14 protein-coding genes and 3 tRNA genes are annotated in these 14,936 nt (G+C 50.2%); 12 read left to right on the top strand and 5 right to left on the bottom strand.

Annotated features, from left to right (window positions below):
* The 5 genes from ACO0LD_RS00730 to ACO0LD_RS00710 all read left to right on the top strand — a co-directional run bounded on the left by ACO0LD_RS00730 (window position 1) and on the right by ACO0LD_RS00710 (window position 3,829).
* Window positions 1-726, top strand: coding sequence for a 3-ketoacyl-ACP reductase FabG2 (locus ACO0LD_RS00730; RefSeq protein WP_423002791.1), 726 nt, complete (start codon window positions 1-3; stop codon window positions 724-726).
* Entirely contained in the window at window positions 723-1,976 is a 1,254-nt protein-coding gene (locus ACO0LD_RS00725; RefSeq protein WP_423002789.1) for a beta-ketoacyl-ACP synthase, read from the top strand. Before ACO0LD_RS00730 ends, ACO0LD_RS00725 begins: the two co-directional genes overlap by 4 nt.
* Before the next feature lie 41 nt (window positions 1,977-2,017).
* Window positions 2,018-2,467 (top strand): excinuclease ATPase subunit, encoded by a 450-nt coding sequence (locus tag ACO0LD_RS00720; RefSeq protein ID WP_423002787.1) that lies wholly within the window; start codon window positions 2,018-2,020, stop codon window positions 2,465-2,467.
* Window positions 2,468-2,591: 124 nt separating this feature from the next.
* Window positions 2,592-3,173, top strand: coding sequence for a hypothetical protein (locus tag ACO0LD_RS00715; RefSeq protein ID WP_423002785.1), 582 nt, complete (start codon window positions 2,592-2,594; stop codon window positions 3,171-3,173).
* A 35-nt stretch (window positions 3,174-3,208) separates the two neighbouring features.
* A complete protein-coding gene (locus ACO0LD_RS00710; protein WP_423002783.1) occupies window positions 3,209-3,829 on the top strand; it encodes a 4'-phosphopantetheinyl transferase family protein in 621 nt (206 codons plus the stop codon).
* On the opposite strand, the gene ACO0LD_RS00705 is transcribed toward ACO0LD_RS00710, so the two are convergent.
* Window positions 3,818-4,666, bottom strand: a complete 849-nt coding sequence (locus tag ACO0LD_RS00705) for a polysaccharide deacetylase family protein (protein WP_423002781.1) — start codon at window positions 4,664-4,666, stop codon at window positions 3,818-3,820. The two genes, ACO0LD_RS00710 and ACO0LD_RS00705, sit on opposite strands and share 12 nt — an antisense overlap.
* A 549-nt stretch (window positions 4,667-5,215) precedes the next feature.
* Between ACO0LD_RS00705 and ACO0LD_RS00700 the strand changes: the two genes are divergently transcribed.
* The 5 genes from ACO0LD_RS00700 to ACO0LD_RS00680 all read left to right on the top strand — a co-directional run bounded on the left by ACO0LD_RS00700 (window position 5,216) and on the right by ACO0LD_RS00680 (window position 10,220).
* Entirely contained in the window at window positions 5,216-7,477 is a 2,262-nt protein-coding gene (locus ACO0LD_RS00700; RefSeq protein ID WP_423002779.1) for a TonB-dependent receptor, read from the top strand.
* Window positions 7,478-7,570: 93 nt separating this feature from the next.
* Window positions 7,571-8,674: an alpha-hydroxy acid oxidase gene (locus ACO0LD_RS00695; RefSeq protein WP_423002777.1), complete on the top strand. Its 1,104-nt coding sequence runs from the start codon at window positions 7,571-7,573 to the stop codon at window positions 8,672-8,674.
* A gap of 23 nt (window positions 8,675-8,697) precedes the next feature.
* Window positions 8,698-9,381 carry a Fe2+-dependent dioxygenase gene (locus ACO0LD_RS00690; RefSeq protein ID WP_423002775.1) on the top strand — a complete coding sequence of 228 codons (684 nt, stop codon included), beginning with the start codon at window positions 8,698-8,700 and terminating at the stop codon, window positions 9,379-9,381.
* Window positions 9,382-9,409: 28 nt separating this feature from the next.
* A complete protein-coding gene (locus ACO0LD_RS00685; protein ID WP_423002773.1) occupies window positions 9,410-9,691 on the top strand; it encodes a PepSY domain-containing protein in 282 nt (93 codons plus the stop codon).
* Entirely contained in the window at window positions 9,681-10,220 is a 540-nt protein-coding gene (locus tag ACO0LD_RS00680; protein ID WP_423002771.1) for a cytochrome b/b6 domain-containing protein, read from the top strand. The genes ACO0LD_RS00685 and ACO0LD_RS00680 overlap by 11 nt, the downstream gene beginning before the upstream one ends.
* Window positions 10,221-10,507: 287 nt before the next feature.
* On the opposite strand, the gene ACO0LD_RS00675 is transcribed toward ACO0LD_RS00680, so the two are convergent.
* From ACO0LD_RS00675 to ACO0LD_RS00660, 4 genes are all read right to left on the bottom strand, one after another.
* Window positions 10,508-10,583: transfer RNA gene (locus tag ACO0LD_RS00675), tRNA-Asn, on the bottom strand.
* Window positions 10,584-10,774: 191 nt separating this feature from the next.
* A tRNA-Asn gene (locus ACO0LD_RS00670) sits at window positions 10,775-10,850 on the bottom strand.
* Between the two features lie 99 nt (window positions 10,851-10,949).
* Window positions 10,950-11,025: transfer RNA gene (locus ACO0LD_RS00665), tRNA-Asn, on the bottom strand.
* Window positions 11,026-11,084: 59 nt separating this feature from the next.
* On the bottom strand, window positions 11,085-12,299 hold the full coding sequence (locus ACO0LD_RS00660; protein ID WP_423002769.1) for an aromatic amino acid transaminase: 1,215 nt from the start codon (window positions 12,297-12,299) through the stop codon (window positions 11,085-11,087).
* A 98-nt stretch (window positions 12,300-12,397) separates the two neighbouring features.
* On the opposite strand from ACO0LD_RS00660, the gene uvrB reads away from it, so the two are divergent.
* Together uvrB and ACO0LD_RS00650 are read left to right on the top strand one after the other, a co-directional pair.
* Window positions 12,398-14,488, top strand: a complete 2,091-nt coding sequence (gene uvrB / locus ACO0LD_RS00655) for an excinuclease ABC subunit UvrB (protein ID WP_186951792.1) — start codon at window positions 12,398-12,400, stop codon at window positions 14,486-14,488.
* 165 nt (window positions 14,489-14,653) lie between these two features.
* Window positions 14,654-14,890 carry a hypothetical protein gene (locus ACO0LD_RS00650; protein WP_423002766.1) on the top strand — a complete coding sequence of 79 codons (237 nt, stop codon included), beginning with the start codon at window positions 14,654-14,656 and terminating at the stop codon, window positions 14,888-14,890.
* Window positions 14,891-14,936 lie beyond the last annotated feature (46 nt).

The raw sequence follows: 14,936 nt of genomic DNA, 5'->3' as shown, positions 1-14,936 counted from the left end.
ATGAGTATGAGTGTGTTGGTGACTGGATCGTCGCGTGGCATAGGCAAGGCAATTGCTTTGCGCCTGGCCAGTGATGGTTACGATATCGTCTTGCATTGCCGCAGTCAGCGTGAAGAAGCAGAATCTGTCGCGCGTGAAATTGCTGCCATGGGCCGCCAGGTGCGTGTCCTGCAATTTGATATCAGCGAGCGCGAGCAGGCAGCAGCGATACTGACTGCCGATATTGAGCAGCATGGCTGTTATTACGGCGTAGTCTGTAATGCTGGCGTGGCACGTGACAATGCCTTTCCTGCCATGTCAGGCGAGGACTGGGATATCGTGCTGAGTACCAATCTTGATGGTTTTTATAATGTGCTCAATCCCCTGGTCATGCCCCTGGTGCAGCGCCGCAAACCTGGTCGCATAGTCACGATGGCATCGGTATCCGGTCTGATCGGCAACCGTGGCCAGGTCAATTACAGCGCTGCCAAGGCTGGCATTATTGGTGCCACCAAGGCCTTGGCAATTGAATTGGCAAAACGGGCAATCACTGTTAATTGCGTGGCCCCAGGCTTAATTGAAACAGACATGATAGAAGATGTGCCCATGGAAGAAGCCTTGAAAATGATACCTGCCAAACGCGTTGGCAAGCCGGAAGAAGTGGCTGCCGTCGTCAGCTTTCTCATGCAGCCTGATGCTGCTTATGTCACGCGCCAGGTCATTTCAGTCAATGGAGGAATGGCATGAGTAATAATGAAATGAATAATGCTAAACGCCGCGTCGTCGTCACCGGCATGGCCGGCATCAGCCCATTGGGCAATGACTGGGCCAGCATACGCAAGCAATTGGGCGAATACAGAAATGCCATCAAGCGCATGGATGAATGGAGTGACTACGACGGTCTTAACACGCAACTGGGTGCGCCAGCGGCAGACTTTGAATTGAATGAACGCTACCACCGCAAGGCCACGCGCAGCATGGGCAGGGTCGCCCTGATGGCAACACGGGCCAGTGAACTCGCGCTGGAGCATGCAGGTTTGCTCAATGATCCTGTTGTCACCAGTGGCAAAATGGGTATCTCCTTTGGCTCTTCTGCTGGCACACCGAGTGCGATTGGTGACTTTGGCCGCATGATGGAAGAACGCACTACCAAGGGTATCAATGCCACTACCTATATCAAGATGATGGCGCATACTGCGCCTGTCAACATAGGCGTGTTCTTTGGCCTGACCGGGCGCGTCATCACGACATCGTCTGCATGTACATCCGGCAGCCAGGGTATAGGCTATGCCTATGAAGCCATACGTGGCGGAAAACAAGTCGCCATGATTGCCGGTGGCGCTGAAGAATTATGCGCAACAGAAGCCGCAGTCTTCGACACCCTGTTTGCAACAAGCGTGCGCAACGACACGCCAGAGATCACGCCACGCCCTTTTGATGCAGGGCGCGATGGCTTGGTCATTGGCGAAGGTGCCGGATGCCTGATACTGGAAGAACTGGAGCATGCACTCGCACGCGGTGCCACCATACATGCCGAGCTGGTGGGTTTTGGCACCAATAGCGATGGTTGCCATGTCACGCAACCAAATGCCGAGACCATGAAAATCGCCATGCAACTGGCGCTGGAAGATGCAGAACTGCAGGCATCTGATATTGGCTACGTAAACGCCCACGGCACTGGTACCCAGCAGGGTGATATCGCCGAAAGCCAGGCTACAGCGCAAGTGTTTGGCAATACCATGCCCATCAGTTCATTGAAAAGCTATATGGGGCATACCCTGGGTGCCTGTGGTGCACTGGAAGCCTGGATCAGTATAGAAATGATGCGGGAGGGATGGTTTGCTCCCACGATCAATTTGCAGGAGCTGGACCCGCAATGCGCAGACCTTGATTACATCAGGGACGAGGGCAGGGCGATAGATTGTGAATATGTGATGTCGAATAATTTCGCATTTGGCGGAATAAATACTTCGCTGATTTTTAAAAAATACCGCTAATCAATAATGCGGCCCATACTTATTTAACGAGGAAAACCAGAATGAAAAAAGTAATTTCCACAGCAATTGTATTTACAGTGATGATGGCAAGTGTGGCCAGTGTTCAAGCTAACGACAAAAAAGTCTTGTTACCTATTTCTGCTGCCATGAATGCAAATGATGCAAAGAGTCGCTTGGGAGATTCGGTCAAATTTTATTTTGGTAAACAACCTGGCCCAGTAGTCCTTGAAAAACTTGGCAGTGACAGAAGCAATCTGAAAACAAATGCTTTCGGCAAGTCAAACGAAAAGGCCTGCAACTGGGTGTTTTTGTCTGCGATGTTGCAATTGCAAAAGCGCGCCATAGAATTGGGCGCCAATGCAGTCGTCAATATTGTCAGCAGTTACGACAACATTGATTATGCAAATGAAGCTGAGTTTGAATGTCATGTCGGTGCAGTTGTCGCTGGCGTTGCACTCAAAGGTGATTTCGTCAAGATCGCTAATAAGTAAAAATAAGTAAAAAATAAGTAAAAAGTCGGGCTTCAGCATTGCCGGGGATCTGGCATTCACGAAGTAAGAATGAAATGAGGGATATGACCACCATATCCCTTTCCATCATAGATAAGAGGAAAGTATGAATACCGTATTGAAACGTGGTTTGCTGGCGTCTGTATTGTTTGCTTTGGCCTTGTTGCAAGGTTGCGCTACTTCTGTGAAGGCGAGTGCTACACAGAATCCCGCCCCGAAAGAAGCTTTTTCAAATTATGGTCGCATCATAGTTAAACCTACTGTATTCAGGCAGGGTTATAGTGGCGATACTTCCGGGCTTGTCAAAATCAATGACAATATCCAAAAAGATTTGGCTAGTTCTCTGGAAGAATGGAACAAGCGCCCAGCCAATGGTCGTACTTTGGAAATCCAGCCAGTGATTGAAGAAATACAGTTTCAACACGGTGCCAAGCGAGTTTTGCTGGGACCTTTCGCGGGTAGCTCAGGTGTTTTGCTGCGGTTGAATGTCACCGATTCGAATGGCAATACTATCGCCAGGCCAGAATTTTTCCAGCGTGCCGGTGCCATGGCTGCGGGTTTCGTGTTCGGCGTGCATGATAATTTGATGCTGACCCGTGTTGCTACACTTGCCAGTGGGTATGTCATCAGTAACTACAGTAGTGCTGTCGGTGGCCCAACCGGTGCTGATGACAAGGCATTGCGTTAAACCATAGATATGCCGCAGCCAGATCGGTGCATGGTATGAAAACTCAGCCTGATGAAGCCAGTATTTATCTGCTCAGTTTGCGTGCCCTGAATGACGTCGATCTGTCTGCTTTTTTACCCTGGCTCAGTAGCAGTGAAGTGCAACGCTATCAGCACTTTATTCGTCCTGAGCGCCAGCAGCAATTTTTGGCTGGCCGTATTCTCCTGAGACAGGCGCTGTCCAGTTTGCTGGGCTTGCCTGCCTCAGAACTTGAATTGACAGAGCAACCCGGTAGTGCACCTCGCTTGAATAATCCAGAGTTAACTCATGCAGGATTCAGCCTCTCGCATAGTGGTCCGTGGGTAGCGTGCGCAGTCAGTGCCACTAGCAAACTGGGTCTGGACATTGAGCTGCTAAATTCAGGCCGCGATTTTTCAGCCCTGGCATTGCAGGCATTTAATACAGACGAAAATGCCTGGTTAGCGCAACAGGATGCTGGCAATCGCGTGCGTGATTTTTATCAACTATGGACCACCAAAGAAGCGCAGATCAAACTCAATGCAGCAAGTGCGCAATGCATGCACTTTCCTCATCCTGAATTGTCGGTTACGCTGTGTAGTGACACAAGGTTTGCGTCTCCGCCACAATTTTTGCTAAGCAGTTTGTCAGCTAAATAGACCCCAGAACCATTCCCAGATGCCAGGTAAGTGAGGTTTGCTGCCAGCATCATCCGCTGCACGTGCCAGCGCGGCTCTTTCGATTTCTGCCTTGTCATCGTAAAAGGCCTTGCTGCTGGTTGGCATCTCAAGCTCCCTGGCAACATCCAGCAATATATCCAGATATTCTTCCAGGTGATTGGCTGTGTAAGGATTAATATCGTGGAAGGTGACGACGATGGGCGTGACACCATCTACCACTGGCATGGCGTTCTGACACCATTCTGGCCGTAAGGTCAGCAAGAGTTTGCGCATGTTTTTGCGCTTGGTCAGGCTAAAGTTGATGCCATAGATGATGCCATCATTGGCACTCAAATCGGTCAACAGCATGCGTAAGCCATGGCTATGATAAATACCCAACGTACGTGCATCAAAGTTCCAGAAGGGCGGGCGCACCAGTTTAGGTGGCGTGCCGGTAATGTCAGTTAAATCTGCAATACCTAACTCCAGCGAGGCGATCAATTCTTGCTCGTTCAGATAGCGATGATTTGAATGGCGCGGAGTTGCCGTATGAAAAGCCAGCAGGTGCCCGGCCTCTACTTCTTTCTTCAACAAGCTTCTGCCAAATTCTGTCCCGCCACCATTTACCGCTCTTGTCTGCGTAAAAAAGATTGCCTTGATATTTGCTTGATAAGGATTGGTTTGCAAAACCTTTAATACTTTTTCTGTCGGATTATCAGGCTGTACAGCGCTGGGGCCATCGTCAAAGCTCAGCAAAAATCTGATCGGGGCAGGATTGGCGGGGCAGGCATCTGCTGCCGCTGCATTGCAAAAGCTAGAGCTGAGTGTGGCGAACAAACAAAAAACGGCCCTATGCCAAGTGCGGATGGTAAGCAAAATCAGAAAAGAGTTTTTGAGTGGAAGGCGCTCATTGTATCCGCAAGCAAAAAAACTTTCCTGATTTAATCTGATGCGCGGATGCCACATCGCCCAGACCTTCGTTGACTTAATGCAGATAGCAGGTTTGGGCGTTGAGTGTGAATGATGGTAATTCAAATTAGTTAGTAATTCATGCCCGATTCCTGCGGGATCCCGTATTCAAGAAAGCAACGTCCCTCAATTAAGCTATCCCGGGATTTTGAAAGCGAACTTCATTAAGTATAGATATTTAACATTTGGAATGTGAATGATATTGATTCTCATTGTCAATATAGATATCATTCGTATTAGTCAGTTATTCGCTCCACTATCAATATCTTATCTACAATATTTTGCTCAACGCAATCAGGAACTTACATGAAACACTCGCAAGCTCAAAAGCCAAAAAGCCTACGTGATGTCGACGACTTGGTATTCACTTCGATGACGAAGACTACATTGGCCCTAGGCATATCCAGTGCAATGTTCATGCCTATGCTTGCCATGGCGCAGGATGCAACTCCGCCAACTGTCAAGACACAAAAAGAAAAATTGCCAGAAGTGGAAATTCTGGGCAAGCGAGTAGAGTCCAATCCAAATGCAGAAGTCGGTTCTCCATACAAAGCTAAAACATCGGCTGATTCTCGCCACACCCGCCCACTGGCAGAAACACCACAGACAATTTCTGTGCTGACCCGTGCAGCGCTGGATGATTCTGGCCTGACAGACTTGAAACAAGTGCTGGGCGCACAGCCAGGCATCACACTGGGAACTGGTGAAAACGGTAATGCCTTTGGTGACCGTTACATCATTCGCGGCCAGGAAGCGCGTAGTGACGTTTTTGTTGATGGCTTGCGTGACCCAGGTATGTCGACACGCGAAAGTTTTGCCGTTGAACAGGTAGAGATTTCCAAGGGCCCAAATTCCAGTTTTGCTGGCCGTGGTACTGCCGGTGGTGCGATCAATGCGATCACCAAACAAGCAACATTGGACCATGACTTTGAGCGTGTTTCCATAGGTATAGGCAGCGATTTACAAAAACGTATTTCTGCTGACATCAACAAAGGTTTTGGCGAACATTTCGCACTGCGCACCAACTTGTTGTACGGCGATGAGGATGTACCTAATCGTTCACCAGCCAACCGTTCACGCAAAGGTATTGCATTGTCTGGCTTGTATGAAGTTAGCAAAGACTTGTCTGTGACACTGGACTACTATGGTCTGCGCACCAAAGACACTTCACCAGATCTGGGTTACTACCTCGTAGGTACCGTACCAAGTCGCTTCCCTGCTACCAATGTCCCGGTGTATGGTCAGGCAAATGATTTCCTCAAGTCTGACGTTGATACAGTTACTGCGCGCGTCAATTGGACACTGGCTCCTGATATGAAACTCACCAGCCTGACACGTTACGGCAAGTCCAGTAACGGCTATGTCACGACAGGTGCGTCTTCTGCAACCCGTTATAACGGCACGACAGGCGTGGCTTACACTACGGGCGTCCTTGATGGTGGTCACACTGGCTGGCAAGATATCGATTACTTTGCACACCAAAGCAATCTGCGCTGGGACAAGCAAATTGCTGGCATGAAGCATGAGTTCATCTTCGGTGCCGAATATGCTGACCACAAAGTTGTCTCCGGTACTTATGGCATCACCAACACAGGTACGTTCAACTGCAAAACTACTGCTGGCATAGGCGCGAATAATGGCTTCTGCTTCACGGACAGCAACGGCACACCTGTTGCCAACCTGGGCAACCTGGCTGGCCGTAATTCCACCCGCCTGAGCTGGAACCAGGATTGGCACATCAAGGCGCTGGCCCTGACTTTGATGGACACAGTTGACCTGACTGATAAATTCACTGCCTTCGGCGGTGTACGTGCAGACTCCTTTGACCTGAGCCTGACTCGTCGTAACAACACCACTGGCGTGATCACTGGTGACTATGGTTACAAAGATACTTTGCTGAATGGTCACTTTGGCCTGAGCTACAAGATCACACCTAAACTGATCGTCTATGGTTCTGTCGCCAGCGCACAAGACATCAATGGCGGTGAAGCTGATGCTGGTACCAGCAGCGGTTACGGTGGCGCAGTCCTGTATCAAAACCAGATCGCAGGTGCCAAGCCAGAAACCTCTGTCAACTACGAACTGGGCCTGAAATGGAACTTGATGGATGACAAATTGCTGGCAACAGCAGCCCTGTTCCAAACTACGAAAAAAGACGTCATGGAAGGTGCCAACTACGATACAGTCGGTACATTCAATACAGGTAAGAACCGTGTGCAAGGTGTGGAATTTGGCCTGAGTGGTAACCTGACTGAAGATTTGTCTGTACAGTTTGGCGCAGCATTCATGGACTCCAAAGTGCTGGCATCGACAACAGCAACCAATATCGGTAATCCTTTGAGTAACTTTGCCAAGAAAACTTTCTCGGCACAAGCCAAGTATCAATTGACGAATGCATTCTCGTTTGGCGGCGTTGCCCGTCACGAGAGTGATCGTTGCGGTGGTCAGCCAGATACGGCAGCTGGCTATACAACAACCGGCCTGTGCTCACAACCAGTACCTGGCTTCACCGTGTATGACGTATTTGCTGCTTATCGCTTCTCCCGCCGTTTTGACATCCGTGTCAACGTCCTGAATGCGACTAACAAAGACTACTACACAGCTGTGTATCGTTCTGGCGCATTCCTGTACAAAGGTGATGCACGCGCTGTTCGCTTCACTCTGAACTACGAAATGTAATCATTTGACGGAGAGCAAGAGCCCATGTTATCTATAGCAGTGGGTTCTTGTGATTCAGCTAGAATACAGGCTCTTTATTCATAATTTTCATTGATGAAAAACCCTGCTACCTCCGTCATTCCGCCAGACATACGCTGCGCCCAGGACTATGAGCTTGCGGCGCAGCGTAGCATGGCAGCAGCAAGCTACGCCTATGTGGCAGGTGGCAGCGGGCGCGACCTGACTGTCGCTGCCAACCTGGCGGCTTTCTCGCAATGGGCAGTCTATCCACGTGTATTGCGTGACGTAAGTGGTGGTCACACACGTGTGACGCTAGCCAGGCAAAGCTTCCTTCATCCCATTCTGTTGGCACCAGTTGCTTTTCAAAAACTGGCACATCCTGCAGGCGAAATAGACACTGCACGGGCTGCGCACGCCACAGATAGTTGCGTGGTATGCAGTACCTTATCCTCCAGTCTTCTCGAAGATGTGGCGCAAGCTGCTGGCACGCATAAATGGTTCCAACTGTATTTTCAAACCAGGCGCGAAGATACCCGCGCCTTGCTGGCACGTGCAGAGGCTGCAGGTTACAGCGCGATTGTCGTGACGCTGGACGCAGCGATACAGGTGGCGAGTGTCCGTGCCATGGAGGCAGGGTTTCGCATGCCTGCTGATTGCGTGGCCGTTAATCTGCAAACGACAAATGCAGGAAAGCCTGTTGAGCTTGCCGCCGATGCCAGCCGTATTTTTCAAGGGCTTATGCATGCCGCACCCACCTGGCCCGATCTTGCCTGGCTAATGGCAGAAACAAGCTTGCCCATATGGGTAAAAGGTGTCTTGCATCCCGATGACGCACGGGCCCTTAAGGCGGCTGGTGCTGCTGGTATCGTTGTATCCAACCATGGCGGACGTAGTCTGGATGGCGCACCTGCCAGCCTGTCTGTGCTGCCCACCATCCGTGCTGCAGTTGGTGATGAATTTCCCTTGTTGCTGGATGGTGGCATACGTTCCGGCAATGATGTTTTCAAGGCCCTGGCGCTAGGGGCTGATGCTGTTCTGGTCGGGCGCTTGCAAATGTATGCGCTCAGTGTTGCTGGTGCCCTGGGGGTAGCGCATATGATCAAGTTGCTGCGTGAAGAACTGGAAATATGCATGGCCCAGGCTGGATGCGCTACGCTGGACGATATAGGTAATGGTTCCTTGCTACGCTGTGAATGAATTGATGGAAGACAGGCAGACCTATGCTAAACGTAATTGAAGGTGTTTTGAGCAAGGACGAAGTACGGCAGTTTCGTGCCCATCTGGATCAGGCCGACTGGCAGAGCGGTGCGCGCACTGCCGGCACACTCGCATTGCAAGTCAAAAATAATTTGCAGATAGATGACAATTCAGATGTGGCGATCCAGTTGGGCAACCACATCCTGCGCAAACTTGGCGAGCATCCTGTATTTATTTCAGCAGCCTTGCCGCAAAAAATTTACCCGCCAAAATTCAACTGCTATCAGGATGGTGGTGGATATGGCCTGCATGTGGACAGTGCCGTGATGATGATGCCCGGCACCCGTCAAAATTTGCGTAGCGATATCTCAGCAACTTTATTCCTGGCTGAGCCTGGAGAGTATGATGGCGGAGAGCTGGAAATTGAAACAGATTTTGGCGCGCAGACAGTCAAGCTTGAAGCTGGTGACATGGTGCTCTATCCCTCATCCAGTCTGCACAGGGTAAGGCCTGTGACGGCAGGTGCAAGAGTAGCTTCGTTTTTCTGGATAGAAAGCATGGTCAGCGATGACGCTGAGCGCACCATGCTGTACGATCTTGATCAGGCCATCCAGAAGCTGACGCCACTGGTTGAGGCACAAAATTCCGCACTCTTAAGGCTCACGGGCATTTATCATAATTTATTGCGCCGCTGGGCTATTACTTGAATTTGTTTTAACTTATCAGGAGCCATTCATGACAGTAATCAAACGATCTATTTTTGTCGCACTCGTCCCATTGGTATTTGCCATGTCATCCGGCAGCGCCCTGGCACATGGCGACGTCAAATGTACCACTGAGCCAAAAGAAAAATGGCGTCCGCATACTGAATTGGAAGCAAAACTGGTCAAGGAAGGCTGGCAAATCCGTCGCATGGAAAAAACCACCAGCTGCTACGAAGTGTATGCCAAAGACCCTAAAGGCAAGCGTGTAGAAGCCTTCTTTAACCCGGTTACATTCGAGCGCGTTGAAGAATAGTCGGCCGGTCTGGGACTTGCCTGTGCGCCTGATTCACTGGGCGCAGGTAGTCATTATCATCGCCGCCTGGATCACCAGCAGCATGACAGGTATAGCCCATGAATACGTGGGTTATAGCGCAGGTGCACTGGTCCTCGTGCGCCTGGTGTGGAGTTGTGTCGGTAATCGCTATGCACGTTTCCCACAATTCCTGAAGCCGGTTCCGGCAACGCTGGATTATCTGCGCCTGGTCATCAGATCCAAAGCCCCACGTTATATCGGCCACAATCCCCTGGGTGGGTGGATGGCAGTTATTCTTCTATCTTGCGTGAGTCTGCTGGTCTTGACAGGCTGGGCCATGGGCACCGATTTGCTATGGGGTTATGAGTGGCCGGTGCGCGTACACGTGGCTATCGCCTGGACTATGGTGGGTTTTATTGCCTTGCATATATTCGGTGTGATATTCACCAGCTGGCAGCATCGCGAAAACCTTGCCAAGGCGATGATTTTCGGTAATAAGGCAGCGCCAGAACCTGGCGATGTAGATTAAGCAAGGTGCTGCCAGTGCCGTCCGGGCTTTTGTCTAGCGATCGTTGTGGGATTTGTTACGAAAGGGAGGAGGAGATTCTTGTACGATTTTCTTTACCCGGGATAGTACGTCAACCGGTATTTGTTCATCTGAATTTTTGAGTCGTTGCGAGCCGCTATTTACGCCGCGTACATAAAAGCCTGGCCCTTTGAAACTCTGAACTCTGTGCTACTTGTCCGACATACCTGGTGAGGGCGGGGCGGAAAAAAAAGAGTTACTGGCCTTGGCAAGTAACTCTTTTCTAAATTTGGCTCCCCGACCTGGACTCGAACCAGGGACCTGCGGATTAACAGTCCGTCGCTCTACCAACTGAGCTATCAGGGAATAGAAGATATGATGATCTTCATTAAACTTGTAAAACTATTCTTCGGCAGTGATTATGGTCAAGTTCACTGCTCACTTCAATCTCTTGCTGCAAAACCCTTTCAGGATTTTACTTTTCATGCTTTACCGGACAACTCCGGTGGAAAAAAAAGAGTTACCAGCTTGAGCAAGTAACTCTGTCTTTATAAATTTGGCTCCCCGACCTGGACTCGAACCAGGGACCTGCGGATTAACAGTCCGTCGCTCTACCAACTGAGCTATCAGGGAATAGAAGATTTGATGATCTTCGTTAAACTTTATAATCTAATACTTGTTACTTCGTTCGCAGTGATTTTTTGCTAAGTTCACTACTTACTTCGAATTCTGTGGCTCCCCGACCTGGACTCGAACCAGGGACCTGCGGATTAACAGTCCGTCGCTCTACCAACTGAGCTATCAGGGAACAGAGACAAAAATTATATTCTCTCGACCCCTGTTTGTCAATACGCAAGTCAAATCGAATTACAAAACCGCAGTAATTGCTGCAATAACGTTGTTAATATTCTTGTTATTGAGGGCAGCCACGCAGATGCGGCCAGTATCAACTGCGTAGATGGAATTGTTCTCGCGCAGCTTGCCAACCTGCTCTTTCGTCAGGCCAGAATACGAAAACATGCCGCGCTGCTGGATCACAAAATCAAAGTCATGGCCTGGAGCGTGTTCCTTGAGCTTGCTGACAAAGGCGGTGCGCATTTCACGTATGCGCACGCGCATGCCTGCCAGTTCTTCTTCCCACAACTGGCGCAGTTCTGGGGTTGCCAGCACGGTTGCCACCACCTGGCCGCCGTGGGTAGGTGGGTTGGAGTAGTTGGTGCGGATCACGCGTTTCAGTTGTGACATGATGCGCGCTGCTTCTTCTGCGCTGGAGGCGGCAATGCTCAGTGCACCGACGCGTTCGCCATACAGGGAGAAGGATTTGGAGAAAGAGTTGGAGACAAACAGGGCGCCGCCTGCTTCGGCAAAACGGCGTACCACTTTGCCATCTGCTTCAATGCCATCGCCAAAGCCTTGATAAGCCATGTCGAGGAAGGGGATCAGGTTGCGCTGGGCGACCACGGCAATCACATCTGTCCATTGATCATCTGTCAGGTCAGCACCGGTTGGATTATGGCAGCAGGCGTGCAGCAACACGATGGAGCCTTCAGGCATGGATTTCAATGCATCCAGCATGCCAGCGAAATTGACGCCGCGTGTCGCTGCATCATAGTAAGGGTAGGAGTTGACCTTAAAGCCAGCCGATTCAAACAGGGCGCGGTGGTTTTCCCAGCTTGGGTCGCTGATCCATACTTCAGAATTTGGCGTGAAGCGCTGCAAGAAGTCAGCACCCAGCTTCAGTGCACCGGTACCGCCGATAGCCTGGGCAGTAATTGCACGCTTTTCCTTGACTACGTCACTGTCAGCACCAAATACCAGTTCTTGCACTGCTTTGTCATAGGCAGCCAGGCCTTCGATAGGCAGGTAAGTACGCGGGGCAAATTTTTCCATCAAAATAGCTTCTGCTTTTTTGACGCATTCCAGCAATGGCACCTTGCCATTGTCATCATAATATACGCCTACACCCAGATTGACCTTGGCAGGATTCTGGTCAGCATTGAATGCTTCAGTGATGCCCAGGATAGGGTCGCGGGGGGCCATTTCTATGGCAGAAAACAGGGGGGAAGAAGCGTGAGCAGTCATCGTGATAATATTGAAATATTTGTCGTTGCCGACAATAAAGGTTGGAATGAGGCAGATTGCATAGTACAGCCACCTATTTTAGCAAAGGTAATCGCATCATGGCCGTAGCACCAGTTAATTCAACAGCTTTGTCAGAACAGCTGGACGAATCGAAATTTATCAGTTTCCCTGATTCACCTTATCAGTTGTATCAAATGTTCCAGCCAGCGGGTGATCAGCCAGCGGCGATTGCACAATTGGTCGAGGGTATCAGTGACGGTTTGTTTTTTCAGACACTGCTGGGAGTGACGGGGTCGGGTAAGACCTATACGATGGCAAACGTGATTGCCAGGACAGGTCGTCCGGCCATCATTTTTGCACCTAATAAAACCCTGGCGGCACAGTTGTACAGTGAGTTCAGGGAATTCTTTCCACGCAATGCGGTGGAGTATTTTGTCAGTTATTACGATTACTATCAACCAGAAGCGTATGTGCCGCAGCGCGACTTGTTCATTGAGAAAGATTCTGCCATCAATGAACATATAGAACAGATGCGTCTGTCCTGTACCAAATCGCTGATGGAAAGACGTGATGTCATCATTGTGGCAACTGTGTCAGCCATCTATGGTATCGGAAACCCTAGCGAATACCATAAGATGATTTTGACCTTGCGTGCCAAGGACAAGGTTAGCCAGCGCGATGTCATCGCTCGTCTGATACAAATGCAATACAAGCGCAATGAAGTTGACTTTGGACGCGGTACTTTCCGTGTGCGTGGCGATACCATTGATATATTCCCCGCAGAGCATGCCGAGATGGCTGTACGTGTCGAAATGTTCGATGATGAAATCGAAAACCTGCAATTGTTTGACCCGCTCACTGGGCGCATCAAACAAAAAATACCGCGCTTCACGGTTTACCCAAGTTCGCATTATGTGACGCCACGCGAAACGGTCTTGCGTGCCATCGATACCATCAAGGAAGAGTTGCGCGAGCGCCTGGATTTCTTCCGCCGCGAAAACAAACTCATCGAAGAGCAGCGCATAGAACAGCGTACCCGCTTTGATCTGGAAATGATGGCCGAGATTGGCTTTACTAAAGGCATTGAAAATTACTCGCGCCACCTCAGTGGTGCCAAGGCTGGTGAACCGCCACCGACTCTGGTGGATTACCTGCCAGCAGATGCCCTGATGTTCCTTGATGAGTCACATGTGCTGACAGGCCAGTTGAATGGCATGTACAACGGCGACAGGGCGCGCAAGACCAACCTGGTGGACTATGGCTTCCGCCTGCCGTCTGCACTGGATAACCGCCCGTTGAAGTTTGCCGAATTTGAAAGCAAATTGCGCCAGACCGTATTTGTCTCGGCCACGCCGGGTGATTATGAAGATCAGCATTCTGATCAAACTGTAGAGCAGTTGGTCAGGCCTACCGGCTTGGTTGATCCTGAAATTGAAGTACGCCCGGCCCTGACGCAGGTCGATGATTTGATGAACCAGATTATCGAGCGCGTTAAAAAACACGAGCGCGTACTGGTCACTACCCTGACCAAGCGCATGTCAGAACAGTTAACAGAATTCCTGGGCGAAAACGGCATCAAGGTACGTTACCTGCATAGCGACATCGATACGGTAGAGCGGGTAGAAATTATCCGCGATCTGCGCCTCGGCACATTTGATGTGCTGGTCGGTATCAACTTGCTGCGCGAGGGTCTGGATATTCCTGAAGTGTCACTGGTGGCGATACTTGATGCAGACAAAGAAGGTTTCCTGCGTTCTGAGCGCAGCCTCATACAAACCATAGGTCGCGCTGCTCGTAACCTGCACGGCAAGGCCATCTTGTATGCTGATAAAGTGACAGACTCCATGCGCCGCGCCATGGGTGAAACCGAGCGCCGTCGCAACAAGCAGCTCGCCTTCAATCTGGCCAATAATATTACCCCGGTAGGTATACGCAAGCAGATCAAGGACATCATTGATGGCGTCTACAATCCGCAGGAGGCGAGGGAAGAACTGGCAGTAGCGCAAGAACAAGCGCGTTATGAAGTCATGAGTGAGAAACAGATCAGTCGTGAAATCAAGCGCCTGGAAAAACTCATGCTGGATCATGCCAAGAATCTGGAATTTGAAAAAGCGGCCCAGGTCAGGGATCAGTTAGCGCATGTCAAGGAACAGTTGTTTGGGGCGGGTGGGCATGATTCTGTGCTTTGATACTGCTTGCCTATGCTGGAACAGCGCGTAGGTTGGGCTACGATTTATCAGCCCAACACTCGGCGGTTAAATAAGGTATGCGTTTGTTGAGGCACAGTGTGGGGCTGGTGAGGCGTAGCCTAGCGAGGCCCAGCCCAACTTATAAGGCTGCATGATGGAGTGTTGATGAGACTTTCAAAAGATAGGGTGGAGGTCGCTAGCGATGTTCATCTAAGAGATGGTATTGGTGTTGAGATTTATCGCGACGACGAGCTCGTAATTGAAATTTTCCGGGATGATACCGATAGGACGCGGACCATTACCACTTTCAAGGAAAATATATCACTTGAACTTATGGAAGAAAGCATACAAATTTTCAAGCAAAAAATTCCATGGGAATTTATCGAGTATGACGTAGAGTAATTGGTCAGTTTGCAGGTGTGCCAAGCCCTGCAAGGCTGCGGTGTTA

Source organism: Undibacterium sp. Ji83W, assembly GCF_049340385.1.
In the GTDB taxonomy this organism is placed as follows: Bacteria; Pseudomonadota; Gammaproteobacteria; order Burkholderiales; family Burkholderiaceae_D; genus Undibacterium.
This window is presented reverse-complemented; position numbering and strand designations above follow the sequence as displayed.